General features: G+C 46.5%; 24 protein-coding genes. 2 read left to right on the top strand and 22 right to left on the bottom strand.

The window, feature by feature from the left end:
- Positions 1-145: 145 nt before the first annotated feature.
- From ACUN27_RS09085 to ACUN27_RS08995, 19 genes are all read right to left on the bottom strand, one after another.
- Positions 146-1,063 (bottom strand): ArsR/SmtB family transcription factor, encoded by a 918-nt coding sequence (locus ACUN27_RS09085; RefSeq protein WP_315951904.1) that lies wholly within the window; start codon positions 1,061-1,063, stop codon positions 146-148.
- Between the two features lie 121 nt (positions 1,064-1,184).
- Complete coding sequence (locus tag ACUN27_RS09080; protein WP_315951906.1) at positions 1,185-1,370, bottom strand: hypothetical protein; 186 nt, start codon at positions 1,368-1,370, stop codon at positions 1,185-1,187.
- Positions 1,371-1,474: 104 nt separating this feature from the next.
- Positions 1,475-1,768, bottom strand: coding sequence for a DUF2325 domain-containing protein (locus tag ACUN27_RS09075; RefSeq protein WP_445558774.1), 294 nt, complete (start codon positions 1,766-1,768; stop codon positions 1,475-1,477).
- 153 nt (positions 1,769-1,921) lie between these two features.
- On the bottom strand, positions 1,922-2,899 hold the full coding sequence (locus tag ACUN27_RS09070; protein WP_315951907.1) for an aldo/keto reductase: 978 nt from the start codon (positions 2,897-2,899) through the stop codon (positions 1,922-1,924).
- Between the two features lie 24 nt (positions 2,900-2,923).
- Complete coding sequence (locus ACUN27_RS09065; RefSeq protein WP_315951908.1) at positions 2,924-4,309, bottom strand: LLM class flavin-dependent oxidoreductase; 1,386 nt, start codon at positions 4,307-4,309, stop codon at positions 2,924-2,926.
- Positions 4,310-4,340: 31 nt separating this feature from the next.
- A complete protein-coding gene (locus ACUN27_RS09060; RefSeq protein ID WP_315951909.1) occupies positions 4,341-6,572 on the bottom strand; it encodes an SfnB family sulfur acquisition oxidoreductase in 2,232 nt (743 codons plus the stop codon).
- Positions 6,573-6,585: 13 nt separating this feature from the next.
- The gene (locus ACUN27_RS09055) at positions 6,586-7,965 is read right to left on the bottom strand and encodes an LLM class flavin-dependent oxidoreductase (RefSeq protein ID WP_315951910.1); all 1,380 of its coding nucleotides are present in this window, start codon (positions 7,963-7,965) and stop codon (positions 6,586-6,588) included.
- A gap of 18 nt (positions 7,966-7,983) precedes the next feature.
- Positions 7,984-8,649 (bottom strand): methionine ABC transporter permease, encoded by a 666-nt coding sequence (locus ACUN27_RS09050; protein ID WP_315951911.1) that lies wholly within the window; start codon positions 8,647-8,649, stop codon positions 7,984-7,986.
- Positions 8,642-9,412 carry a methionine ABC transporter ATP-binding protein gene (locus tag ACUN27_RS09045; protein WP_315951912.1) on the bottom strand — a complete coding sequence of 257 codons (771 nt, stop codon included), beginning with the start codon at positions 9,410-9,412 and terminating at the stop codon, positions 8,642-8,644. The genes ACUN27_RS09050 and ACUN27_RS09045 overlap by 8 nt, the downstream gene beginning before the upstream one ends.
- An 18-nt stretch (positions 9,413-9,430) precedes the next feature.
- On the bottom strand, positions 9,431-10,324 hold the full coding sequence (locus ACUN27_RS09040) for a MetQ/NlpA family ABC transporter substrate-binding protein (RefSeq protein ID WP_315951913.1): 894 nt from the start codon (positions 10,322-10,324) through the stop codon (positions 9,431-9,433).
- 47 nt (positions 10,325-10,371) lie between these two features.
- Positions 10,372-11,655: an acyl-CoA dehydrogenase family protein gene (locus tag ACUN27_RS09035; RefSeq protein ID WP_315951914.1), complete on the bottom strand. Its 1,284-nt coding sequence runs from the start codon at positions 11,653-11,655 to the stop codon at positions 10,372-10,374.
- 43 nt (positions 11,656-11,698) lie between these two features.
- Positions 11,699-12,856, bottom strand: a complete 1,158-nt coding sequence (gene ssuD / locus ACUN27_RS09030; protein ID WP_315951915.1) for an FMNH2-dependent alkanesulfonate monooxygenase — start codon at positions 12,854-12,856, stop codon at positions 11,699-11,701.
- Between the two features lie 97 nt (positions 12,857-12,953).
- The gene (locus ACUN27_RS09025; protein WP_445558773.1) at positions 12,954-14,411 is read right to left on the bottom strand and encodes a 4-hydroxyphenylacetate 3-hydroxylase family protein; all 1,458 of its coding nucleotides are present in this window, start codon (positions 14,409-14,411) and stop codon (positions 12,954-12,956) included.
- Positions 14,412-14,598: 187 nt separating this feature from the next.
- Complete coding sequence (locus tag ACUN27_RS09020) at positions 14,599-15,204, bottom strand: TetR/AcrR family transcriptional regulator (RefSeq protein ID WP_315951917.1); 606 nt, start codon at positions 15,202-15,204, stop codon at positions 14,599-14,601.
- A gap of 405 nt (positions 15,205-15,609) precedes the next feature.
- The gene (locus tag ACUN27_RS09015; RefSeq protein ID WP_315951918.1) at positions 15,610-16,596 is read right to left on the bottom strand and encodes an ABC transporter permease; all 987 of its coding nucleotides are present in this window, start codon (positions 16,594-16,596) and stop codon (positions 15,610-15,612) included.
- Between the two features lies 1 nt (position 16,597).
- Positions 16,598-18,076, bottom strand: a complete 1,479-nt coding sequence (locus tag ACUN27_RS09010; RefSeq protein WP_315951919.1) for a sugar ABC transporter ATP-binding protein — start codon at positions 18,074-18,076, stop codon at positions 16,598-16,600.
- A 103-nt stretch (positions 18,077-18,179) separates the two neighbouring features.
- On the bottom strand, positions 18,180-19,277 hold the full coding sequence (locus ACUN27_RS09005) for a sugar ABC transporter substrate-binding protein (protein WP_315951920.1): 1,098 nt from the start codon (positions 19,275-19,277) through the stop codon (positions 18,180-18,182).
- A gap of 141 nt (positions 19,278-19,418) precedes the next feature.
- Positions 19,419-20,024, bottom strand: a complete 606-nt coding sequence (locus ACUN27_RS09000; RefSeq protein WP_315951921.1) for a pentapeptide repeat-containing protein — start codon at positions 20,022-20,024, stop codon at positions 19,419-19,421.
- Between the two features lies 1 nt (position 20,025).
- Positions 20,026-20,958: a helix-turn-helix transcriptional regulator gene (locus tag ACUN27_RS08995; protein WP_326061261.1), complete on the bottom strand. Its 933-nt coding sequence runs from the start codon at positions 20,956-20,958 to the stop codon at positions 20,026-20,028.
- Between the two features lie 100 nt (positions 20,959-21,058).
- Here ACUN27_RS08995 and ACUN27_RS08990 point away from each other — a divergent pair, with 100 nt between their 5' ends.
- Both ACUN27_RS08990 and ACUN27_RS08985 read left to right on the top strand, forming a co-directional pair.
- The gene (locus ACUN27_RS08990; protein ID WP_445558772.1) at positions 21,059-21,538 is read left to right on the top strand and encodes a VOC family protein; all 480 of its coding nucleotides are present in this window, start codon (positions 21,059-21,061) and stop codon (positions 21,536-21,538) included.
- Positions 21,528-22,097 (top strand): YdeI/OmpD-associated family protein, encoded by a 570-nt coding sequence (locus tag ACUN27_RS08985; RefSeq protein ID WP_315951924.1) that lies wholly within the window; start codon positions 21,528-21,530, stop codon positions 22,095-22,097. The genes ACUN27_RS08990 and ACUN27_RS08985 overlap by 11 nt, the downstream gene beginning before the upstream one ends.
- Before the next feature lie 107 nt (positions 22,098-22,204).
- Here the strand turns inward: ACUN27_RS08985 and ACUN27_RS08980 are convergent, their stop codons facing one another.
- The 3 genes from ACUN27_RS08980 to ACUN27_RS08970 form a co-directional block, all read right to left on the bottom strand.
- Positions 22,205-23,026: a carbohydrate ABC transporter permease gene (locus ACUN27_RS08980; RefSeq protein ID WP_315951925.1), complete on the bottom strand. Its 822-nt coding sequence runs from the start codon at positions 23,024-23,026 to the stop codon at positions 22,205-22,207.
- A complete protein-coding gene (locus ACUN27_RS08975; RefSeq protein ID WP_326061260.1) occupies positions 23,026-23,892 on the bottom strand; it encodes a carbohydrate ABC transporter permease in 867 nt (288 codons plus the stop codon). The genes ACUN27_RS08980 and ACUN27_RS08975 overlap by 1 nt, the downstream gene beginning before the upstream one ends.
- A 65-nt stretch (positions 23,893-23,957) precedes the next feature.
- Positions 23,958-25,226 (bottom strand): ABC transporter substrate-binding protein, encoded by a 1,269-nt coding sequence (locus tag ACUN27_RS08970; protein WP_445558771.1) that lies wholly within the window; start codon positions 25,224-25,226, stop codon positions 23,958-23,960.
- Positions 25,227-25,228 lie beyond the last annotated feature (2 nt).

Genomic DNA, 25,228 nt, shown 5'->3' with positions numbered 1-25,228 from the left:
TAATCATATTATAAAAACGAAATGCAGTTCTGTAAAGAGAGAACTAATAAATATTTCTTACAAAGAAGAAACTTATGAAACTACAAAAAATCATTTCCTCTTCGAAAGCCGAAGTGAAAATGATTTCTTTATGTTTTCTATTCTATTATTCGTTTTTGATATAAGAAGTTAGTTTGTTCTGTAAGTGCAGCAGGGCATCCTCTCTTAAACTGTACTCCGTTAATGTCTCGCCTTCGAAATGTGCGTAAATGAGCCCTGCACTTCGCAACTTCGAGATGTGATCGTGTGTAATGCCTTTGGATAATTGAAGATGACGGACAATTTCAATAAAACTTCGCGGCCCCTGATGCAGATATCTTAAAATTTTCAAACGGCTCATCTCCGCTAGGCTTCGAATAATCCGGTATTCATGAGGGGGTAAATCCTCCTCGTCATTGAAATATATTCTTGCCGCATAATTGCAGATCGTTAATTGACGAAACGAAGAAATGACATTAATAGGCTGAAAATGATATTGTGGAATTAATAGTAATTTTTCCAATCCTTTCATTGGCTTAAAGCATAACCCATTCGTCGTTTTATCGACAAAAGCACTAGGCTCCATTGTTGGCTGTAAGGCTTTGCGATCTTCGGCCTCGCCTTGAAGCCTTTGGATGATTAAGGGGTCCATATGCTGAAAATATAGCTCATTCCACTGGGAGAAGAGGGATAACGTCTTTGATCTGAAAGCAGCCATATTATCCGGAAATTGACTGCTGTACTCCGACATCAACTCATATAAATCACCAGGGCTCAAACCCTCCAACCAGGAAAGAAATTGATTGACCTGCTGTTTATCCGGGCATAAGTGAACAAGAAGATACGTCAATTTCCAATTCGAATCGACCTCCGTTTGATCCAGCAGCGAAGCGAATTCGGGTGTTAAGCGCTTGCGAGTTTCCTTTGCCCAGGCTGAAGTTAAATCAATCTTCTTATATGATTTACGACAAATATAGGTATGTAGACTGTTGATAAGCTCATGTAATGGTTCAAATGTTGTATGAATTATGTAATCCACTGTCATACACCCCTAATTTCTTTTTAAATCCTATTATAGCTACAAGTGCGAATAGTTGAAAACAAAACTTAAAATCTTAATAGCGTTTGGACGCAAAAAAGGTACATTCATAGCGATTCCGAGATATTCACTCCTCCATAATGAATCCTTTCGGATGATTCACATACCAAAATTCAGAATTGATAATAGATTGAATCGACGGACCACGATCCTCGTCAAATAACTCCTCAACATGGTATACATGTACTGGTTTTGTCTTCAAGTCGGATTTTTGCTTTTTGAGAAATTTAACGGAATCCAGTAATATTCCCATTGTTATGCTCCTTTCGTTCGAATGAAAAAAAGCATGGATTCAGCATCCATGCTTCCGGTTTTCCGGTCAGAATCAGATATAAAGATATACCAAGAATCATTAACTCAACTTAACTGTAAAGCCTTCTCGATCGCTCCCGTTGCACCAAAACCATCATGGTAATCAATCTTTTTGCCCATTTTTTCTGCGAGCTCTCTCACCGCCCACATCGAAGTATGTTTGATTGCGCCTTTTAAAATAATAATGACATCCGCCTGATGAATGATTCGTTTAAAATGATTTTCAATGGAGCCTCCACCCGTTTTACCCGTATGGTGCTCAACAATTAGACCTCGCTTCTCACCCATTTTTTTGAAAGTATTCGTTTGACTTCCGCCAATAATCGCAACCGTCTTCATGTTCGACTCCTCCATTCAATTCGAATCTTCGTTCCACGCTTCCACTATCTGTTATAAATATCCTAACCGATTATACAATAATGTTAATAGGTTTAGTCGGAATTATTTCAAAAAAGAGAAAACCTGACTCCTTAAGAAGTCAGGACTTATAAACTAATTGATAGAAGCCTCTTCGCTGCGATCTGTTGCGATCGGAGGATCAATCGACAACGCGGTAACTTCTTTACGCCATTCATTCGTGAAATCCACATCCACCGCAGCTAGAGAGGGCTCTAACTGTTCCACACTGCGCGCACCGATAATCGGCGACGTAATTGCCGGGTTGCTAAGCACCCAAGCAACCGCTAATGTAGCTGGATGAATCCCCTTCTCACGCGAATGCGCTGCGAATCTATCTGCAATATCGTAATAAGCCTCGTCACCATAACGCTTCGTATAGTTGCCCTGATCCACCAGCCTGCCGGCTGCGGGCTTCTTGCCATTACCATACTTCCCTGTCAGCAGTCCCCCGCCAAGTGGGCTATAACTGATGACGCCAAGTTTCTCGGATTCAGCCAGCGGCAGGATCTCGACTTCTGCTTGTCGTTTAACGAGATTGTACATCGGCTGAATCAGCTCAAAACTTGCCAAGCCTTCTTTGGCCGAAATGCCAAGCGCCTTCGCAATTTGCCAAGCAGCCCAGTTACTGACGGCAGGATACAAGATTTTCCCTTGCTTCCGCAAGTCATCCAAAGCACGCACGGTTTCCTCAATGGAGGTCAGTGAATCAAAGCGATGAATGAAATAAAATTCAATGCGGTCTGTTTGAAGCCGTTTCAAGCTTTGTTCTACAGATAAGAACAAATGTCTGCGCGAGGCTCCGCGTGCGTTAGGATCGGAGCCAAACGGGAAGCCAGCCTTTGACGTAAGGACCAGTTCATCTCGTTTGCCCACGATCAGTTCCCCTAATATTTCTTCAGCCACTCCGCTGCTGTATACGTCAGCGGTATCAAAGAAATTAATGCCTTTGTCCAAACAGCGATAGAACAACTGTTTGGATGTTTCCTTGTCGGCGTTGCCGCCAAAAGACATCGTTCCGAAGCAGAGCTCCGAAACTTGAATACCCGTTTTTCCAACTGTCTTGTACTTCATGCGATATCCTTGCCCTCCTTCGTTCTATCTCGTGTATTCAAGGTTTCTCCTGTATTGCGCCGCAGGATGGCTAGCCGGGAGCAGCCGTTTCCCCGCTCCAAACAATTTCTCCCTCAGCGTCCCCGCTTCGTAGTCCAGTTGGTATACGCCACGACGCTGTAGTTCTGGTACGACCTGATCAACAAACTCACGCAGGCTCCCTGGAGTAATCAAATGCGCAAGATTAAACCCGTCCAGGCCGTTCTCCTCCACTTGCTCCTGCATATCGTCGGCGATTTGCTCTGGTGTACCCACGAGTAAGCGGCCCTGTCCCTTGTCTAAAGTACCTATACGTTCCATTATCTCCTTAACGGTGAGGCGGTTCTGGACATGTTTGGTATATTGAGCCGCACGGCTCTGACCATGATCGGTTGCCCGATACTCTAGATAGGAATCTGGATCGTAGGCTGATAAATCATAGCCGCTAGAGCCGCCGAATTGCGCAAGTGCCGCTTCTTGGCTCCATAAAGCGGCGTATTCTCGCAGCTTTGCTTCCGCCTCTTCCCGCGTCGTTCCAACGATGACGTTCAAGCCCGTAAACATTTTGATACTTTGCGGATCCCTGCCTAATTGCTCTGCTTTGTTCCGTATGTCTTGAATGTTTGCTTTAAGCGATTCCTTCGAGTTGCCGCCAACGAAGACGCACTCCGCATGCTTAGCGGCGAATGCCCGTCCTTTCTCAGAACTCCCCGCCTGGTACAGAACAGGCGTACGCTGCAAAGAAGGCTCGCTAAGATGCGGTCCAGGCACGCGAAAAAACCGGCCTTCGTGATCAATGCGGTGAACCTTTGCCGGCTCTGCGTATACACCACGGGCAGTGTCACGCACCACGGCTTCGTCTTCCCAACTGCCTTCCCAAAGCTTATAGGCAACTTCCAAGAATTCATCCGCAACCTCATACCGGTCGTCGTGCTTGATCATTTTATCCAGACCATGATTCAAAGCCGCATTGGGCAAATAGGAGGTCACGACATTCCACGCGATTCGCCCGTTAGTCAGATGATCGAGTGTAGTGAACCGCCTGGCATGCGCATAGGGATGTTCATAAGTGGTCGTCACCGTAACGGCAAAACTCAGATTCTCCGTGACACTCGCCATCGCAGGAACGATGAGTGCCGGATCGTTTAGGGGCACTTGAACGGCATCTCTAATAGCCGGATCCCCGCTCGCCTTATAAACGTCATAGATACCGACGACATCTGCAAGAAACAGCGCATCAAATTTGCCGCGTTCAAGCAGCCTGGCCATCTCTGCCCAGTATTCCAAATCCGTATAGCGATGCCTTTCACTATCCGGATGTTTCCATAAACCGTGTGAATTGTGCATCGCACTGTTCATATCGAATGCGTTCATGATGATTCGCTTGGGCATAGTCCCGTGTTTCCCTCCTTCCATTATACCATTACATCTTGTATTCATGATAAACCCCGTTTAGAAACCACTTGCCGACATGATGCAGCTTCAATCGAGCCGGATCATGCAAAGTATGAATGCGAACATTCCGCCAATGGCGGTCGTAATTATGTTTGCGATCCATGGACGAAGTACCTGCAACCTCGAAAAGCGCGTTCGTGATCTCGATCGCTGTTTCCGTAACGAGCCATTTGGCCGAATCAACCGTCAGTGCAGCCTTGCCGGCGGTTTCCGCATTCAACTCCTTGCGCGCGTGGTCAATCGCATCGGCAGCTCGATCCAGCAAAGCTTCCGCCGCTTGCAGACGAATGCCTAGCTCACCGAAGCGGCGAATCAGATCGGGCTCTTCGCTCGCTCGCGTTACGCCGCTGCCGAACGCCGGACGCGTGTAATCGCGAACGAACGCCGCTGCGTCCTCTAAGGCTGCTCGCCCAATGCCGATATCAATGGCGGCGTGCATGATTTGCCCGAACGCAGAAAAGTATTGGGGACCTTCAAATATTTGGAAATGGGGCAGCAAGCAGTTCTCCGGCACTTTCACATTTCTGAGCACAACGCTGCCGCTCGCAGTTGTCCGCTGGCCGATACCCGACCAGTCATCGAGCACCGTTACCCCAGGCGCGTGTCTAGGAACGAAAGCAGTCATTCTTTGTTCATCTTCGTTCAGTGCCGTAACCGGAATCCAGTGCGAATAGAGTGCACCCGTCGTATAATATTTACTTCCGTTTAGTACGAAGCCATCCTCGCCATCCAGTTTACGAACTGTTGTCGTGATCTTTCTTGCACCTTTGCTGCTGCTGCGTTCCGCTAAACCGTTACCAAACTGGGCACCATTTAATACTTCCCGGAAAAAGAAGTTTTTCTGCTCCTTACTGCCAATTAACTCTATCGTTTTTACGAAAAAGTGATGATTTTGTGGAATTTGCCCGATGGACCCGTCAGCGTGCGAGATGATCTTAAAGATGTCCACAAGCGTTCGAGTGGATACATCCGGACCTCCGTATTCTTTCGGTACGACAAGTCCAAGCAAGCCTAATTCTGCCAAACGCCGTATTTCGCGTAAAGGCAGCTTTCGTCCGCGGTCCCGGTCCGAAGCGCCGGGGCGAATTTCCTCTGCAAACAATCGCGCTGCCGCCAGCGCTTCCTCGTCGCCTTGGAGCAAATGTGCCCTTGGGCGCTCATTGAAAAAAGAAATCGGCAGATCGCGCTCAGCCAATTGCGAGAGCGATTCCCTTTGTGGGCGCTCAAGTTCCCCGCTATCAACAAGCAATTGTGCGTTTTGAAGGATAGCCCGATCAAGCGATTCTTCTAGAGGAAAATCACCTTGCAGACTTCCGTCATCTTGCATCTCCTTCTTGAGATTGACAAGTCTGCTCCATTTATCATCCGAAACGTTAACTCCGAATTGCTTATGCAGGTCTTCGGAAAAAATGAAAGGGATGGCATTCTCGGATATTCCGAGCTGTTTGGATGCAAGCCGATGCGCTTCCGTACGATGATCGATAGCCCAATCGGAAGCTAGGGATATATGGGCGAGCAAACGTTCAACCTCAACGGAATGCTCTAGAATCAGATTCGCCCCCGCCGAGGCAGTCAGTATTGTCAGTACGGGAGTATGAATGCTGAAGCCTTCCAGTTCACGAATGCCCAGAAGCCGTCGGGACTCTTCGGAGAGTGCCCAGTCGGCATACACGGCATCGACTTCCTTGCTCAGCAGAGCGCGGAGCTCCCTCCCAGGATGGACTCCGTCCGCAGCCTGTTCGCTTTGAAGTTCAATCCATTTCGGCCGTGCTGCCGCAATTCCCACTTTTTGCAGTGCAGCATCCACGAGCTTTGCCGCATTACGTTTTCGAAGACTGTCATCCGGGTTGATTTTCGCAGCGATCCCAAGCTTCGCACCCTTTAAATCGGCGGCCGTTCTTAACGGTGAATCCGAATGCACGAGAATGACACTTCGCCGATCCTGCTGCTGAAGTCCGATAATCTGGAGCTCCTCTTTCATGGCTAACCGCTGAAGAACAACCGATGCCACTTCCATTCGGAGCTCCAATTCATCGGCTGTCCCTGCCTTAATTCGTAGTCTGCCGGATCCAGCATCCCGCAAGACCGGAATGCCTCTTCGCCGCAAATCGAATGGCAGTTCTCCCAACTCATAGGCGAGATCAATGGCATTCGGAATGTCAGTCGCTGGCTGCGGTAGAGCATCTATTTTTATTGACATACTTATCCTCCTATCAGGTCAAAGTAGGCTGCTTACGGTAAGCGGCGCCGGGATGATCTTCCGGCAATCTGTTTACGCCAAAACCAAACAAACGTTCCCTTAATGTCGATTCCTCATACTCTTCCCGAAACAAACCTCTACGCTGCAGTTCAGGAATGACGAGCTCCACAAAATCGCGTAATGTATCCGGGGAGATAATCTGCGTGACATTAAACCCGTCGATCCCCGTCTCCTCTACCCAAAATTGCATTTTGTCGGCTACCTCTTCCGGCGTCCCGACGACGAACAGTCCCCGTCCCCCAAGCGTCCCTAAGGTTTCCATGACTTCCCGGACGGTCTTCGGACGCGGGCTGTCCTTCGTAAATTGTGCTGCTGCAGTCTGCCCATGGTCCGTTTCTGTGTAGGCTAACACGTCTCCCGGTTCGTATGCGGACAAATCATAGCCGCTTCCTCCCCCATAATGAGCCAATACACCTTCTAAACTGTACAGTTTTTGAAAGCTCTCAAACTTGCTCCACGCTTCCTCTTGCGTTCGCCCTACAATGGCCAACAAACCGGTCATCAGTTTGATATGACTCGGATCACGGCCGAAGGCGATGGCCTGTGCACGAATATCCGCTGCATATCGTTTCAGCGTTTGAACGTTCCCACCGCCAAGAAAGACGGCTTCCGCATGCTTCGCTGCAAATGCGCGACCACGTGCTGAACTGCCGGCCTGATAAATAACCGGCGTCCGTTGTATGGACGGTTCGCTTAAGTGCGGTCCGGGAACTTTGAAATATTTCCCCTCATGATGAATATGATGCACTTTATTCGGGTCCGTGTACACGCCATTTTCGACATCGCGAATTACGGCATCGTCTTCCCAGCTGCTTTCCCAGAGTTTATAGGAAACGTCTAAATATTCTTCGGCAATTTCATAGCGGTCGTCATGCTTGATCATTTGATCCATCCCGAAGTTACGCGCAGCGCTCGGCAAGTACGAGGTCACTACGTTCCAAGCGATTCTGCCCTTCGTTAAATGATCGAGTGTCGACATCCGCCTCGCATGGCTGAAAGGCTTCTCGTATGTCGTGGAGAAGGTGACGGCGAAGGCCAGATGTTTGGTAACGAGCGCCATCGGCGGCACAACAAGAAAGGGATCGTTGCAAGGAATTTGTACGGCTTCACGAATTGCCGTCTCCGGTCCTTGCTTGTAAACATCATATACCCCGACTACGTCAGCTAAAAATAAGGCGTCAAACTTCCCACGTTCCAGCAATTGCGCCAACTCCGTCCAATAACGGATATCTGTGTAGCGATGCCGGTTGCTGTCGGGATGCCGCCATAAGCCGTGTGCGATATGGCCGACGCAGTTCATTTCAAAGGCATTAAGGTGGATTTTTTTGGGCATGTTGATTTCCCCCCTTCTTTACAACCGTTTATCCAGTTTGCGTACAATATAGTTGCCAGTGAATTGAAAAACCTGCACGAACAACACCATAATGACGATTGTAACGAACATCACATCCGTTTGATAACGGTAGTAACCATACCGGATGGCAAAGTCACCGATGCCGCCGCCGCCGACTAGTCCCGCAACCGTAGAATAGGAGAGGAAACTGACGGTAACAATCGTAATCGCATTTGCAATACCGGAACGGGCTTCCGTATATAACACTTTCCAAACGATCTGGAATTTGCTTGCCCCCATCGACTCAGCTGCTTCTACCACACCGCGATTGACTTCCAGCAAAATTTGCTCGATAAATCTTGCAAAATAAGGTACCGCATTGATGATCATCGGCACGGTAGCTGCTGTTGTACCAAGCGCTGTACCGACGACAAGCCGGGTGAATGGAATAATCGCAATCATCAGGATTAAAAAAGGAAACGAACGAATCAGGTTGACGAATCCATTCAAAATGAGATAAAACTTAGGCCATTTGAGAAAAGAATCGGGCCGAGTCAGGAATAAGATCGTCCCTAACGGTGTACCGATGGCAACGGCAATTGGAATCGTCAAAATAAGCATGTAGAGTGTTTCCAGAAGCGCCTCAATAAGTTCAGGCCAAGCAGTTGCTATGTTATCAAACATAGTTGGCCTCCAGTTCTCTCTCCAACGAGATCTCGTTGTTGAACAAATACTGTGCGATGTTGGATTGAGGTACAATATTTTTTTCACTTAAATCAAATATCTCCACAATTTTCCCATGCTCCATGACCGCCACTTTATTGCAGATTGCTTTCACGACGTTCATCTCATGAGTAACAATGACAATTGTGATGCCCAGATTGCGGTTAATTTCCTTCAATGCAGCCAAAATACTGCCTGTCGTCTGCGGGTCAACCGAAGAAGTCGGCTCATCACACAGTAGAATTTTGGGGTTGTTGGCTAGCGCCCGGGCAATTGCGACCCTCTGCTTCTGTCCACCGCTCAGCTTAGCTGGGTACGCCTTTGCCTTGTCGGATAAACCGACCATTTCGAGGCAACTCTCAATGCGTTTATGCCGTTCGGCTTTGGGTACCTTGGCAATTTCAAGCGGGAAGCTCACATTGTCATACACATTTAAATTGTTAAGCAAGTTGAAATGCTGAAAGATCATTCCGATCGAAAGTCTTTTCTTCCGCAGCTCGCGCAGATGAAGCTTCGTCAATTCCTCGCCGTCAACAATGACCTTGCCTTCGTCAGGCCGCTCCAACAGATTGATCGTACGCAGCAGAGTGGACTTTCCCGCTCCACTAAACCCGATCAATCCATAAATATCGCCTTCTTCAATTTGCAGCGAAGCGGAGGATACCGCATGCAGCGGTCCCCCGGCAGTGGTGAACGTTTTGCTTATATTTTGCAGGGTGATCATGGAAAACCCTCCCCTTCGTCATTTATTCAAACCTTCCAATGTTTCAATGGCATCTCCGTATTTTTCCTTATAGAAATCTTTTATTGCCTGGCTCTCATAAGCTTTTTGCAGCGCTTTGACTTTGGGAGTGCCTAACAGCTTGTTATTCACTGCCACGATTCCTTTATACGGCAAGTCTTTTCCTGTCTCCAACGCCAAAGCGTCCTGTTTTGGTTTATAACCAATCTGAACCGCAGTTCCGGCAAACAAGAAACCTACGTCAACGTCGTCAAGCGTCCGCTGCAGCATCAATTGGTCGACTTCTTTAAATTTGTACTTATGCGGATTATCCGTAATGTCTTTCAGCGTCGCATGGATGACATCCACGCCATCCTTCAATTTCAGCAGTCCCAGATCACGAAGCATGAATAGCGCGCGTCCATTGTTTGCGGGATCGACAGGAATACCGATGATTGCGCCGTCGGGAACGTCTTTGAAAGACTTATATTTTTTAGAGTACAAGCCTGAAGGGGTGAACGTTGTGTAAAAAGCTCTCGAGATATTCTTGAGACCCTGATCCTTCACGAATTGATCAAAATACGCCTCGTGCTGAAACGAATTCGTATCCGCCTGGCCGTCGTTGACGATTTTATTGGGTTGGATAATGTCGTTTACAATGACATAGTCAAGCGTATAACCGTCCTTGGCTAATTCCGCTTTTAATATTTTGACAATCTCTCCGTTGAACCCCGCATCACTCATCACATGATGAATCACCTTATCTTCGGGATTAGCGGTCGCTGCAGCTTTCGAGCTGGCAGCTGGCTGAGCAGCAGCGTTCGTGCTTGCCTTATCCGTTTTCGAGCAAGCTGCAAGAAGGAACGTGAGGGCGAGGATAACGAACATGGTGGTGAGTATGGCTGGTTTTTTCATCTTTTTTTACCACTCCTTTGATCTGATATTTTATATAAAAAAAGAGACTAGGACGGCGGCTTCAGCCGAACGTCGTTGTCCCCAGTTGTCTGGTCGGTATTAGATGCTTCACCTATTCCTGTTTGCCAAGCGAATGGTGGCCGCATGCCGTTAACAACGTAATCACCTATAATACGTTCTTTATAGATTAAGGGGTTATGTGAAGCGATCGTCCGAGCGTTCCGCCAATAGCGATCAAGCGCCTTCGATCTGGCTGTCGCAGAAGCGCCCAGTGCATCGAAAATTGCGGCAGTGGCCTCGAGTGTCAGTCTCGCGACAATCGTCTGCGCTTGAGCTACTTCCACCTCTGCTTCGAGATTCGCCCTATCCGCGTATCCGGCGTCTTCCGACGACTGGGCTTCGTACGCGCGCTGTACAGCTTCGGCCGCTTTCAGCACGATTGTTCCTGCAGCATAAGCCTGACTGTGCGTACGTCCCACAACTTGTAGCACTTGAGGATCTTCGCCTGCCCGGGCGGCTGATGCATGCGAGTACGTTCTCCGCCGTTCAGCAACCGCACTTGCAACGTCCCTCGCAGCCGCTCTGGATATGCCTGAGAGCGTTGCAAGATGAACCATTTGGGCAAACGCGGTGCCATACTTGGTGTAGGTTTCTCGGTCGAATACATCCTCTCTCTCGACCGGTGTATTGACGAACTTCGTCGTGCCGCTGCCTGTCAGCGTTTGCCCGAAGCCTGCCCAATCATCGACAATATCAACGCCATCCGCCGCAGCTGGAACCATAGCTGAGACGATGTCGTCTTCTCCAGCCGTAGCACTAACTACGATCCAGTCTGCATAAATCGTGCCCGTGGAGTAATATTTAACCCCATTTAAGCGAAGTCTATCCTCCGTCTCGGACAACGTGGTTGCATAGCTTCCCACCTTGTTTTCTCCGATCTCCGTCAAAGCATTCCCGACGATCGCACCGTCTGCAATCCGCTTTAACCATCGTTGCTTGCGTTCTCCATCCGGCAAGTTTAATATTCTCTCGACAAAGCCGAAGTGGATCCGCAGCGCTTGCGTGACGTTGGAATCCGCTTCTGACAACTCAATCAGCAGTCCAAATAATTCGGGAAGCGTAACACCGAACCCACCATCCTCCTGCGAAATGCGAACGGTCCCGAAGCCGCACTCCTTTAGCCATTCCATCTCTTCATGAAGAAGTTTACGGCTCATTTCCCGATTAACAGCCCCTTCGCGAATTCGTTGAAAGGTTGGTCGGAAACGCTCTGCCAGTCTCTCGTAGTTGTCCGACGGGCTGCTGCCCCAAACACCTTCGGTTATTCCCATTTTACTCCTCCTTGTTCCCAATCTATTCGGTAGCCTCAAGCTTTCAAGAAGATGCTAGCGACCTATTATCCACATTTGGTAAAATATCGTTTGCCACCATTTCACCGAATGGACTGACGAACGCATATTTCTCTTTAGGCGCCTCCCTGTTGCTAAGTGGAAGTTTGGGAAAAAGCAGCTCTTCCACTCGGTAAGCTTCTTCCAAGTGAGGGTAACCGGACATAATGAACGTTTCAATACCCAGCTCACGGTACTCCAACATTCGCTCCGCCACCGTGTCCGGATCGCCGACCAATGCCGTCCCTGCCCCGCCTCTGACGAGGCCGACACCTGCCCAGAGATTAGGGCTGATCTCGAGCTTGCTGCGATCTCCTCCGTGCAGCTCTGACATCCGCCTTTGTCCGACGGAGTCCATTTTGGCGAAGGATGCTTGTGCTTTAGCAATAGTCGCGTCATCCAAGTTCGAAATTAAACGGTCTGCAGCCGCCCAAGCCTCCTCTTCCGTTTCTCGGACAATGACATGCAGCCTTATTCCGAAGCGAACTTTCCTTCCGCTTTTTGCAGCTAGCTCCCGAACCGTCTCGATTTTTTCTTTGACTTGTTTAGGCGTTTCACCCCACGTTAAATATACATCCACATGATCCGCAGCGATTTGCTGAGCGATAGGCGATGAACCTCCGAAATAAAGTGGCGGGTAAGGCGTTTGAACCGGCGGATACATAATTTTCGCTTTTTCCACCGTGATATGAGATCCATCGAAGTCGATCTGCTTCCCCTGCATAAGCTGTCTCCAGATCGTCAAATACTCATCGGTAAGCTCATAGCGAGTATCATGATCAAGCAGCAGTCCGTCGCCTCTTGCTTCGGAGGTATCTCCGCCAGTTACGATATTGATGAGCAATCTCCCTTGAGACAACCTGTCAAAAGTGGCCGCCATCCTTGCCGATAAAGTCGGTGACATCAGACCTGGCCTCAGGGCGATAAGAAACTTTAACCGCTTTGTAGCCGGAATTAGCGCAGAGGCTGTTACCCAAGCATCCTCGCATGATCTTCCGGTTGGCAGCAATACGCCGCTGAAGCCAAGCGTGTCAGCCGCCTTGGCAATCTGGGTAGCATAATCCAAATCTACCTCTCTTGCTCCTTCTCCCGTGCCCAAGTATCGTCCGTCTCCATGTGTCGGTATAAACCAGAAAATTTCCATTATACAATCCATCCTTTCATCAAATTAAAAAGGAGACCTAATCCGCCCTATAAGGCAGAAGGTCTCCGGTTGTCCGGTTGACAATTCGTATAATCAATTAACTTCCATTCGCAGCTCCCCGCTTTGCCGACTCTTTAATGAGTTTCCAAATCGGAGCGGTTAAACTTTCTTTATCGTGAGTCAAATATTGATTCGCAAAACCTCGTACAGGATCCCCGGCGTAAAATCTCTCATACAGTTCATGTCTGGAACCAAGCGGGCTTCCCACCAAATCCCAGGCGAGCTTGAACAACTGCACCTTTTTCTCAGCACTAACCGTGGCTCCCTCGAAGTACTCGCTCATTAACTCAGATATAGTGCCATAGAAATCTTCAATACTAGAGGGGACTTGAACAAACCCGCCACCGCCAATCTGCTGTAAAATCTCAACAGCACGTGGATAAAATTTTGTTCCTATATTTCTGGCCGTGTTTATAAAGGACAACTCCGGAACCAAAACGCCGTTCTCATCATATTTGGCTTGTGCTTCAGAAGCAATGACAAGCGCCTTCATGGTATCGATTTGCGTCAACAACTCGCCAAGCTTCTCTTGAATGTGGAGAAACCCGACTACACCAATCGCTTCCGCAACAGCAAATGTAACGCCGGTAATAAATTCGAGCTTCGCAACATAGCGCACGACATTCTGATGAAACGCTAGTGCATTTGCCGTCGTATTCGCCCTAAGCGCCATGACCTTATCAGCATCACCATACATGAGTACGCGTTCCCAAGGAATCAAGACATCATCGAAGAACAAGACGGCATCCATTTCGTCATATCTTGCGCTAAGAGGTGCATCATGCGCTTTATCGCTCGCATAGGATTGCCGGCAAACGATATGAAGGCCTGCAGAATTCGCTGGCACTATTAGGACATGAGCATGCTCTCGATGGGCTTGTTCCAATTTGAGAAAAGAGAAAATAACAAAGTCATGCGTATACGGCGCACCAGTCGCAATCATTTTAGCTCCTCTGACTACAATTCCTTCGCTTGTCTCCCTAACCACATGCAGAAAACGGGATGCGATTCTGTTATCGTCCAATCCGCTCGATCTGTCAATTTGGGGATCAATGATGGCTGTCGTCAAAAAAAGATCGTTGTCTCTGGCCGTTTCATAGTAAGCTGTAATTTTTTGCGCAAAACCCGGTTCTAATCGATCGAGCTCGTGGCGTGCAGCGTACCATCCCGTTATGAAAGAACGGGCATAGTCAGAGAGCCGGCTCATCATGCCATTGCATTGTTTGGACCAAAAGGCGAAGGATTGGCTTCTCTTTGCAAGCTGCTCCGGCGTATAGGGAACAAGGAACGAACTGTGGGCATAAGCCTCCCTGCCCTTGATTCGATAACCTACCTGATCTCGAAGCTCAGGGTCGTCAAGCGAATCAAACAAACTTCGTATTGTTGATAATGTTCCGCGAAAGGCAGGATGCGTGTCGAGATGAGTGACTTTATTGCCACCCAGCCATACCGTTCGGCCATCATTCAAACTTTTTATAAACCTTTCGCCTCTCAAGCTCTCACTCCTACCTTTTCGAAATTCCATAATTCCGATGAATTAACTCAGGTATTGACTTCATCATATCCATCCTACGCAGCCCGGTCAACAAACAAAAAGGAATAAAATGAAGCTTTTCGGACATATTGAATGATTTTGACTCGTTTATTTTATCAAACCAAACACAATCCGTTCAATTGTGTACCTATAAACTCATAGCCTGATAGAAGCCAATTGATGCTATTCTGCTTAATTGAATTGCCATATAGTTGGGTGAATAAATCATCCCTTGTTTTAACCAGTTTAAGATCATACCAACAATCCAAGATGCCATGCTTACCAGCAAAATATCCAATGGAATCGGCTGCTTCTGATCCATTCGATTATTGTCAACCCTTTGACCTATCGTGTGCTGGATCGTTTCACTCATACGATCTTCAAACCGTAAATGTGGCAAACGGAAAAGCAGCACACGATAAATGGGTGCTTGCTCGGACAAGTGCATGAAAAGCAACAGGAAGTAGGGATCAGGGACTTCATGATGCGGTACATATCTCAATATTTGCGTTTTATTGTTTTCGTATAAACGGAATAACTCAGCAAGCTTATCTTTCATGATTTGTTCAAGCAGATCGTACTTGTCTTGAAAGTGGGTATAAAAGGTGGATCGACTAATATCCGCAGCATCTGTAATATCCCTCACGACAATGTCCTCAAAATCTCTCTTATCACAAAGCGTCAAGAATGCATGGGTAATATGTTGTCTCGTTTTATGAACTCGGCGATCTGATCTTAGAGTAGTTATGCTCATCTCCCCCTTTACAACTAAATAGTTGACACTTTAGCGAATTTTGTCCGATAATGGACATTTCCTGGATTTATGTTCCTTTCCTGAATTTGTTATATGTTATCATAGAATATAATTCATAGTTAATCAATTGGAATTATATAATTTAACAGGGATAAACGACTTCGTCGTCCACCTTTGAGGAACTACAGGCAGCTATTCTAGCAAAATAAGTCCGTTTCCGCGTTCAGCGGAACTATAGGACCTTATTTGCCCGCCTAAACCCGATTTCTTCAAGAAAACGGACAAATAACGGCCCACAGTTCCCCTCCGCGCGAAAAAGGCGCTATTTCGTAGAAATAGCACCCTGTAGTTCCCACTGGGGAGGAATCGTTGGTAGACGAAGCTCCCCCCCCCCCCAAAGCATTCTTAAGCTTTCTTGCGATTTAAATGAACAAACGTAATCGCTAAAGCAAGCACGAGTACGCCGCCTTTGACAATGTCGAAGCCAAAATAAGGAACATTCAGCATCGTCAAACCATTCAGCAAAATCCCGATCAAAACAGCTCCGAAAAACGTTCCGATCACATTCGGCTTTCCGGCACCAAGCACGGAATAACCCACAAATACGGAAGCAACGGCTTCCATCAGCAAAGGAGCACCCGCGTCAATTTGACCGGAACCTACACGAGAAGCATAGAGGATACCTCCGAACGCGGCAAAGATACCCGATAGCACGTACGCGGCCAAACGAATTTTATTCACGGAAATACCTGATAAACGGGCAGCTTCACGATTTCCGCCTGTCATGTACAATTGCCGGCCCCAACGTGTATACGTCAAAAATATATGAACGGCGATTACAGCCACCAGCATGAGAATAACCGGCACAGGAACACCGAGCAGCTTGCCTTGACCAATCCATAGAAACTCAGGCGTGAACTTCCCTTTAGCTACGGTCCCATCTTGGAAACGCATATTGTTATAGATGGAGAAGCCTTTCGTATAGGTCTTTTGAACGCCGCCGATGATGTACATCACAGCCAAAGTTGCGAGTAGATCCGGAATCCGAATCTTTACAATCAAGAGTGCATTCAAAAGTCCGATAACGGCTCCAATGATAAGCGGAACAATAATGACAATAATCAAAGGCTGTTGGTACCACACCATCAACGCCGCTGAACCTACCGTCGCCAACGAAACCGTCGAGCCTACGGACAAATCAAAGCCGTCTACAATTTGCGATAACGTCACCCCAATAGCAACGAACATGACAATGGAAATGGAACGCAAAATATCGGCAATATTATCGTAGGTCATGAAATTTTCATTAATAATCGAAAAGACGACGATGACCAAAGCAATAATGAATAACGCGCCATATTTAAAGGAAAAATCCAAGCTTTTTTCTTTCATGTTATTCGGCCTCCCCCGCACTCGCATACGTTAAAATGAGATCCTGCGTCGCTTCCTCTCGGGTGAGCTCCTTCACAACAGAACCATAACTCATCACTATAATGCGATCAGCAATTCCTATAATTTCATTTAGCTCGCAAGATAAATAAATAATGCCTTTGCCTTCTGCCGCCAACTGCCCGATGAGGCGGAAAATATCGCTTTTTGCGCCAACGTCAACACCTTTGGTCGGCTCGTCAAACATATAGACGTCGGCATTCGTCGGCAGCCATTTGCCTACGGCAACCTTCTGCTGGTTGCCTCCGCTCAAATGTTTGACGACGCGGTTCGGATCGTTCGGCTGCACGCCGAGCTGCGCCACCATCTTCGTGGCGTGTTCTCTTTCCTCGCGCTGCCGCACGAAGCCCAGCGAGCTCAGCTTGCGCAAGATCGGCAGCGACAGATTACGCTTCACGGTCTCCTCTACGAGGACGCCCTGCTTGCGGCGCTCCTCGGGCACAAGCGCGATGCCGGCGCGCACGGCATCCCCTGGCTGGCGCAGCGAGAGCTTGCGGCCGCTAAGCCACACCTCGCCGCCGTCCGCGGCATCGGCGCCGAAGATCAGCCGGCTCAGCTCCGTCTTGCCGGCGCCGACCAACCCCACGACGCCGAGGATTTCACCTCGGCGGAGGGCAAAGCTGACGCCGCGCACCTTCGTGCCGCGGCGCAGTCCCTTCACCTCGAGGAGCGTTTCGCCAATGGGCACATTGGCTTTGGGAAACTCCTCGGTGAAGGTCTTGCCCAGCATCGCCTCGATCACGCCGGCGATGTCCATGGCAGCGGCCGCCTGCGTGAGCACCTGGCGGCCGTCGCGCATGATCGTGATCCGGTCGGACACCCGGAACACTTCCTGCAAACGGTGGGAGATGAAGATAATCCCCACCCCCTCCTGCTTCAGGCTATCCATAATCTGAAATAGCCGCTCTGATTCCTCCAGACTGAGAGGGGCTGTCGGCTCATCGAAGATCATGATCTTCGCTTTGTGCGCCATCGCTCTGGCAATCAAAACAAGCTGCTTCTGTGAAATACTCAGCTCATCCACTTTGCGCCGTACCGAAAACGTTGCGCCGATCTTGGCAAGAATCGCTTCAGCTTCGCTATGCAGCTTGCGCCAACTAACCCAAGCGCCGCCATGAACCATTCGATCCATCATCACGTTCTCGGTGACAGTAAGCTCAGGAACCAGCGCTGTATCCACTTCTTGATAGACGCAATAGATGCCTTGAGCCATTGCTTCCTTGGGCGTTTGAATTGATTGTGTTTGACCGCCTATGGCAATTTGACCGATGTCGTACGTGTATGCACCGGACAAAACTTTCATCAATGTGCTCTTCCCAGCTCCATTCGCACCTAACAAGGCATGAATTTCACCTGCATGCAGGTCAAAATCAACCTCCTGCAGCGCCTTTACGCCGGCAAACGATTTGGAGATGCCACTCATTTGCAATAAAGCTGCGCTATCCTTCCTCGACATCCGCCTTCACCTCTCTTAGCAATCTGAAAGTCCCATCGCAGATTTGGCGATGGGACCCTCGTTGTTCCGATTATTTTTTTTCTGCTGCTTTCAACCAATCCGTGTAGCCTTGTTGGCTTCCGCCCCAGCCTTTTACAAATTCGCTAAGCTGCGTTGTATTCACTTGTTTATCTTTTGGCAATTGCTCTCTGGAGACATACACAGGATCCAAAACAACTTTCTCAGGCGTTTGATCGCCATGCAGCTTTTGGTACAAGTAACGGACTTGAACGCGTCCGATATCTTTTGGATCTACAGCAGCAGACGCTACCCAAGGGCTTTTCGGATCTTGCAGAAGCTGCAAATCTTCATCGCTAAGGTCGATGCCATATACTTTAATTTCCGTACGGCCTGCTTGTTGAATCGCACGGGTAGCACCTTTGGCAAACTCATCCCAAGCTGCCCATACCGCTGTAATATCGCCTTTGTTCGGGTACTTTTTAAGAATCGCTTCCATTTGTGTTTGGGTATCCAAAGCAGGGTCCTTGGCCGTTCCGAATGCCGCTACTTCTTTAATATCCGGGTATTTCTTCTGGAAAGCTTGGTAAGCTTCTTGTCTGCGCTCCATTGGGGCGAAACCGGCAACCCATACTTTCACGATATTTCCTTTGCCGCCTGCATCTTTAGCCAACTGCTCCAAAGTTGCTTCGGCCATTTTTTGGTCGCCTTGCTCTAGAGAAGTTACACCTGGCACAGTGAGAATAGAGTCGAAGCTAACAACCGGAATTTTCTTCTCGACAGCTTTTTTCACACCAGCCTCAAGTGCTTCAGCTGTTCCGTGGTCGATCAAAATACCATCGAATTTCTGGTTAATGGCTGCATCCAGATTCGAAGCCATTTTGGCAAGATCCGTATCGGCAACAAATACCGTAACTTTCCCGCCTAGTTTTTCCACTTGCTCTTTCACACCTTCAACATATTGAGATGAGAACGTGCCTGTATTGAATTGCATAATAAGTGCAATTTTCTTTCCGCTTAAATCGGCAGCACCTTTCGCCGCTTCCGTTGCTTTCGCGCTTGCCGCCGGGCTTGCTGCCGCACCGCTGCTCTCTTTTTGTCCGCAGGCTGCAAGCAAACTTCCGAACACAGCTAAAATAACAAATAAACTGATCAATCTTGTTTTTTTCATGATTACCCTCCCGATCCTTGCTGTTCTCTATTTCCCCTATCATTTGTCGGATAAAATATACCAAGTTATCCAGTAGGAATTAATTTATATTAGCATCGGTAGGTTATCTCGTCAATAGTTTTGATTGAAATTTTGTCCAATTCAATTCACTTTGGCTCCATGCGAGATTGTGAACAACACGGCTTGCTCTGTATCCATTCGTAATCCCTTGAGCGTGATGCTTTTGAAATCCACTCCATCCATTTTAGCTCCCCTTACGTCAGCTCCCTGTAATTTTGCTCTAGCTAACAATGTTCTCGTAAGATCACAATTTCTTAAGTCGGCTTTTTCTAAATTAGCTTCCGTTAAATCTGATTCTAAAAATTTAATTCCACGTAAATCTTGCTTAACCAATCTGGCACTTCTTAGATTCGTATAAGACCAATCTCCTTGGAAGATGGTGATTCCATCTAATTGGGCACTGGAGAAATCTGAACCTGTCATTTTGCATGTTTCAAACTTCGAGACAAATAAATTGGCTTCGGTAAAGTTACAATTCTCAAACGCGGATTCCTTATGAATGGAGCTATTTAAGGAAGCACCCCGAAAATTACATTCAACGAAACGGCAGTTCCTCGTTGTAATCTCTTCTAACGATCCGTTAGCAAATATGCAACGATGAAAAGTGCAGCTGATTAGCTCCCCATACCTCAAATCTTGATTGCTAAAGTTTATTCCTTCATAAGTTTGATTGATATGCTCAAACATGTTACTCCTCCTTTGAATCTTTTAACGTATACTTCTCTACCATTGTATTCAAATAATCTTGAAACTCTTTAACGTAGGATTTCGGCTCTACGATTTCCAGATTTGTCCCGAAGCTCGCTAAAAATTGAAAGCCAATACTATTTTGAGGAACATAGATGGTGGCCAAGAAGTATTCAGAACTATAGGTTTCAATGCTCTTTCGACCGTACCTTTCAAGAAGTCTATCTTTTATGCTCGGCGAAATCAACGCCTTAATAGCGACTAGTGCCGGCTGATAACTTGCTTCATGTTCTTGTTCCAATACATAATCTCTAGGGGTAAAGGTGTTTTCATCCATAAGAAGATGATCGATCCTCGATAATTTAAAAGTTCTATAACTCTGACGATGCAAACAGAAACCTTTCAGATACCAACTCGATTCACTAAAATGAAGCTGATACGGCTCGACAACTCTATTCGTAGTGGTGCCATTTTTATCTATATAATCAAAGGATACCAACCTTCTCTTCCATATCGATTCTTGGCATATCTTCAAGGTTTGAAGAATCTCAGACCGCCCCTCCCATTCATAAAAGGACAGTTGGATTGAACCTTTCGTAGACGATGGACTAACCATGGCTTCTATTTTTTTTATGGTCACTTCAACATCTTCGCTCACTAGGATTTGTCCCAATCCACCGAGAGCAGTCAATATATTCTCCAAGTCTGAGTTGCTTAGAAGACGTTTATCAACCTTGTATTCATCCATAATGCCATATCCGCCATGAATTCCATTGACCGAATAGATCGGAATGTTTGATAAACTCAGTGTTTCCATATCTCGAAGAATCGTTCTTTTGGAAACGTTAAATAATTGTGCAAATATTTTAGTTGAAACGATATCTTTTTTCAGCAATATCATGATGATAGATAATAGTCTTTCAACCTTCTCCATATATCCCCCTCTATTTTTGTACTTTATTTTAAATGGTGACATACGTATGTCACCTCTTATCCAGTATACTTCATTTATCACAAGAAGGAGGTATGGTTTTATGGCAGCTATTACATATTTAAACTTTGATGGGATCGCAGAACAAGCCATTGAATTTTATTCAAAGGCTTTACACGCAAAGGAGGTAAAAAAAGTAAGATTTAGCGATTTCCCGCAAGACCCAAACTATCCATTGCCAGAAAATGAATTAACTATGATTATGGAGTCTTCCATCGAATTTGCAGGCGGGAAAATCATGATGTCGGATATTCTGCCTTCGATGAAGCGTGTAACGGGCGAGTTGGTTAAAGGCAATAATTTACTGATTAGTATCGTTATCGATGATACACAGACACTGGAAAATTACTTTGCTAATTTGTCTGTAGGTGGTTATGTTATCATGCCGTTATCAGAAATGCCTTGGTCTTCCTGCTTCGGAATGCTGGTTGATAAGTTTGGTGTTGGTTGGAAATTTAATAGTGACGCAGATAAGTTCCTCGATAAAGTTATTTCCAACAAACGGTCATTCAGTGGAAATTGAAAATTTTATTCCAGTAAAATCGAGAGCAGATTTCAGAATATGGCTGCAGAACAATTGCAAGACGGAAAAGTGTTGCTGGGTCTTGGTTAGTATGACGCCCACCACCGATGTGTTGTTATATTTGGACGCGGTCGAGGAAGCTTTGTGCTTTGGATGGATCGATGGAGTTAAGAAGAAGATTTCCGAAACGGCGCTGGCTCAGAGACTATCTCCTAGAACTAAAAAAAGTTCATGGACTGAATTAAATAAAGAACGTGTCCGCCGCCTCGAAAAGTTGGGGTTAATGAGCGACGAAGGAAGAAGGGTTCTTCCTGATATGAATCACAACACTTTTAGAATAGATGAAGAGATAGAGCAAAGGCTAAAAGAGGAAAAGCAAGTTTACGATAATTTCATAGCATTTCCAGATCTTTATAAGAGAGTTAGAATCGATACAATTCAAAGCAATAAGAATCAACCAGAATTGTTCAGGAGCAGATTAGACAAATTCATAACCAATACTAGAGAAAACAATATGTACGGTCAATGGAACGATAACGGACGTCTACTAGATAATTAGATGCTCTAGGGCAATTTGGTTGAATGTACACTTATCGAAAAAATGGCAGTGCCCGAAATAGGGGCACTGCCATTTGCTATATCTCAGGGTGTTCCTGATGTGACTTTCTACTTCACAGCACCTTGCGTGATCCCATTTATAATCCACTTTTGCGCAATCAGATAGACGATTACCATTGGGGCAAGCGCAAGCAGATACGAGGCAAAAGCCAAGTTGAAATCCGTGCTGAACTGGCCTTGAAATACGTACTGCACCAGTGGAAGCGTATATGATTCCGGTTTGCCTAAAATAATAAGCGGCAGCATAAAATCATTCCACGTCGACAAACAGCTTAATATAGCGATAGTCGCATTGATCGGCGCAAGAAGAGGGAATATAATGCGCCAGAAGGTGCCGTACGTGGAAGCACCGTCAACTGTAGCAGCTTCTTCCAATTCAATCGGTATCGTGCGGATATACCCAACATAAACAAAAATGTTAAAAGCAAGTCCGTACACGATGTAGAGAATTATTAATCCAGGCATGTTGTTCATATGCAAATTCGTTGTCAGCTTTACAATTGGAAGCATAATAATTTGGAATGGAATGAACATGGCACTGATGAAATAAAAATATAAACCTTTAAAAAACTTGTTGTTCATATTTCGCGCAATAGCATAGGAAACGAGTGAATTGGTCAGAAGTATGAAACCAACGGAACAGACGGTAATTACAAAGCTGTTCCCAAAAGCCGTGAAAAAGTCGGTCGCTTCAATCGCATTTGCGAAGTTTTCAAAGTGCAACCCCGTTGGCAGCGAAAAGACCGATTTCGCCATTTCCTCCGGATTCTTTAGGGCAATGGCAACCGCCATATATAAAGGGAACAAAATGAGCAATGATCCCAGTGCGATCAAAATTGAGACGATCCAGTTCGTGGAGTGTTTGGTCATTAGGCTTCCATCTCCCGTTTCTGCAAAAATTTAAGCTGTAGGACAGAGATGACGACAATCACGATAAAGTAAATGACGGCATTCGCGGATTGGTACGCAAACTCTCCGCCTTGGAAGCCGCCTTGATAAATCAAGAAGGCAATGGACTGAGTCGCGCGACCAGGTCCGCCTCCTGTCAATGCAACGATCTGATCAAAAACCATCAGGGATCCCTTCATGGCAAGGACCATATTGATCGTGAAAAAAGAGGAGATCATGGGAAATGTAATTTTCCAAAACGTCTGCCATTTACCGGCCCCGTCCAAAGAGGAAGCTTCATAGATATCTTGTGGAATCGTTTGAAGTCCAGAGAGATATAGAATCGTATTAAACGCAATGCCTTGCCATACAGCTACAATTACGATCCCGATCCATGCCCATTGTTCATTGCCCAGGATGTTGGTGGAAAGGAACTCGATTCCTAATTTCTCCCCCATGGTAGGAACAACGTTGGAAAATAGATAGTTGAAGATATAACTGACAATGAGTACGCCAAGCACGTTAGGGAGAAAATAAACACCCCGGAAGAAATTACGGTATTTAATACGTGAGTTAAGACCTAGTGCAATGAGCAAGCTTATTACATTAATGAATATCGTAACGACGATCGCGTATTTAAACGTAAACAAATAGGAGTTAATCACATTGACATCTTGAAAGAGGTTGATAAAATTTTTAAAACCTATAAAATCGTACCTTTCGCTATACCCATCCCAATTCGTAAATGCGTAATAAATGCCCTGTAGAGCTGGAAAGGTATGAAAAGCGAAAAACAGTAGCAACGCTGGTATTGCCATACTGTAAAACGCCGCTTTTTTTGAAACCATGATGAACCTCCTTTATAAATAGGGAGAGAGCACCTTATGGCGCTCTCTTCTATATGTGTCGGCGCTTACTTGCGGTTAGCAACTTTATCCCACTCGGTATCAAATTGTTTCACATAAGCATTGACATCTTTCTTCTGCAGGTAGCTTTGGATAATCGTATCCGCTTTAACAGCACCAGGAATGTAATGATCGGAGAAGTCCTCAATAGCGCCGCTCGTGAACGAAGCATTCAGATCCTGTACACTGGCATCGGTTTGATTCACATTTTTCACAGCAGAGAACGCTTTTTGCTCATCAATGTAAGTTTGAACGTTTTCCGTTTTTAGCATGAATTCAATAAATTTCTTGGCCTCTTCAGGATGCTTGCTGCTTTTGGAAATCGTCAGCAGGGTATCCACGCCGGAAATAACTTTATTTTTAGCCGGGTCGTTGGTTGCCGGGAATGGGAATACACCCAAATCTATGCTAGGATTCGCTTTTTTGATTTCAGGAATAGCCCATACACCTTGCAGATACATAGCAGATTCACCTTTAGCAAAAGCCGTGTTACCATCGTTGTAACCTTTGCCCATCATATCCTTTTGGCCAAAATCCAGAAGCTTTAATTGCTTGTTAGCTACTTCACGGAATTCCGGGCTGTCAAACTTCACTGAACCTTTTGATCTCTTGTCATAGAAATCAATACCCAAGATGTTGGTTGACAAGGAGTTAAATGGCACCATCACCGTCCAAGAGTCTTTGATCGTCAAATAGATCGGAGTTTTACCGGCATCCTTCACTTTTTGCGCGGTAGCCAGCAATTCATCCCAGGTTTTCGGAACGCTTAGGCCAAGCTCCTTAAACATCGTTTTATTGTAAATAACACCGCTTGCATTCGCAGTAAAAGGAATCGCGCTAAGTTGATCGCTTCCTGTCAGTTTTTTCAACATGTTTATGTAGGAAGGCTGGATATTGGCTGTCAGAGAATCGTTCGAAAAATCTGCAAATAATCCGCTCTTGGATAGCTGAGCATACGTATCCGTTGCTCCGAGACCAATAACATCAGGTACATCTTTTTTGGCAACACGCGTCTTAAGAACAGTTTCCGCATCCGGCGGGTTAACTTGAGTCACGATGATGTTCGGATTCGCATCGTTAAACTTTTTTACCAGCGCATCGAAGGAGGCTTTCGCTTCCGCTTTATTCTGGAAGAACTCGAGTTTCACTTTCTCTCCGGGAGCAGCTGAAGTTGCCGGATTGGAAGCAGATTCACTGTTCGTCTTCCCGCCACCACAGCCTGCTAGGACGGAAAGAGCAAGGACGCTTGTACAAATCGTTGTAACTGTTTTTTTCATCG

This window comes from Paenibacillus sp. WC2504, from assembly GCF_052682475.1.
The sequence above is the reverse complement of the archived record's forward strand: the minus strand, read 5'-3'. Positions and strand labels throughout refer to the sequence as shown.

Bases quoted from the DNA above. Each gene is read 5' to 3' on its own strand.
- ACUN27_RS09040 (WP_315951913.1), bottom strand. From the start codon at position 10,324: ATGAAAAAACCAGCCATACTCACCACCATGTTCGTTATCCTCGCCCTC.
- ACUN27_RS08975 (WP_326061260.1), bottom strand. From the start codon at position 23,892: ATGGTTTCAAAAAAAGCGGCGTTTTACAGTATGGCAATACCAGCGTTG.
- ACUN27_RS08995 (WP_326061261.1), bottom strand. From the start codon at position 20,958: ATGGAGAAGGTTGAAAGACTATTATCTATCATCATGATATTGCTGAAA.
- ACUN27_RS09010 (WP_315951919.1), bottom strand. From the start codon at position 18,076: ATGAGTGGCATCTCCAAATCGTTTGCCGGCGTAAAGGCGCTGCAGGAG.
- ACUN27_RS08980 (WP_315951925.1), bottom strand. From the start codon at position 23,026: ATGACCAAACACTCCACGAACTGGATCGTCTCAATTTTGATCGCACTG.
- ACUN27_RS09015 (WP_315951918.1), bottom strand. From the start codon at position 16,596: ATGAAAGAAAAAAGCTTGGATTTTTCCTTTAAATATGGCGCGTTATTC.
- ACUN27_RS09045 (WP_315951912.1), bottom strand. From the start codon at position 9,412: ATGATCACCCTGCAAAATATAAGCAAAACGTTCACCACTGCCGGGGGA.
- ACUN27_RS09065 (WP_315951908.1), bottom strand. From the start codon at position 4,309: ATGCCCAAGCGAATCATCATGAACGCATTCGATATGAACAGTGCGATG.
- ACUN27_RS09070 (WP_315951907.1), bottom strand. From the start codon at position 2,899: ATGAAGTACAAGACAGTTGGAAAAACGGGTATTCAAGTTTCGGAGCTC.
- ACUN27_RS09000 (WP_315951921.1), bottom strand. From the start codon at position 20,024: ATGTTTGAGCATATCAATCAAACTTATGAAGGAATAAACTTTAGCAAT.
- ACUN27_RS08990 (WP_445558772.1), top strand. From the start codon at position 21,059: ATGGCAGCTATTACATATTTAAACTTTGATGGGATCGCAGAACAAGCC.
- ACUN27_RS09050 (WP_315951911.1), bottom strand. From the start codon at position 8,649: ATGTTTGATAACATAGCAACTGCTTGGCCTGAACTTATTGAGGCGCTT.
- ACUN27_RS09080 (WP_315951906.1), bottom strand. From the start codon at position 1,370: ATGGGAATATTACTGGATTCCGTTAAATTTCTCAAAAAGCAAAAATCC.
- ACUN27_RS08970 (WP_445558771.1), bottom strand. From the start codon at position 25,226: ATGAAAAAAACAGTTACAACGATTTGTACAAGCGTCCTTGCTCTTTCC.
- ACUN27_RS09035 (WP_315951914.1), bottom strand. From the start codon at position 11,655: ATGGGAATAACCGAAGGTGTTTGGGGCAGCAGCCCGTCGGACAACTAC.
- ACUN27_RS09005 (WP_315951920.1), bottom strand. From the start codon at position 19,277: ATGAAAAAAACAAGATTGATCAGTTTATTTGTTATTTTAGCTGTGTTC.
- ACUN27_RS09055 (WP_315951910.1), bottom strand. From the start codon at position 7,965: ATGCCCAAAAAAATCCACCTTAATGCCTTTGAAATGAACTGCGTCGGC.
- ACUN27_RS09020 (WP_315951917.1), bottom strand. From the start codon at position 15,204: ATGAGCATAACTACTCTAAGATCAGATCGCCGAGTTCATAAAACGAGA.
- ACUN27_RS09075 (WP_445558774.1), bottom strand. From the start codon at position 1,768: ATGAAGACGGTTGCGATTATTGGCGGAAGTCAAACGAATACTTTCAAA.
- ssuD (WP_315951915.1), bottom strand. From the start codon at position 12,856: ATGGAAATTTTCTGGTTTATACCGACACATGGAGACGGACGATACTTG.
- ACUN27_RS09060 (WP_315951909.1), bottom strand. From the start codon at position 6,572: ATGTCAATAAAAATAGATGCTCTACCGCAGCCAGCGACTGACATTCCG.
- ACUN27_RS09085 (WP_315951904.1), bottom strand. From the start codon at position 1,063: ATGACAGTGGATTACATAATTCATACAACATTTGAACCATTACATGAG.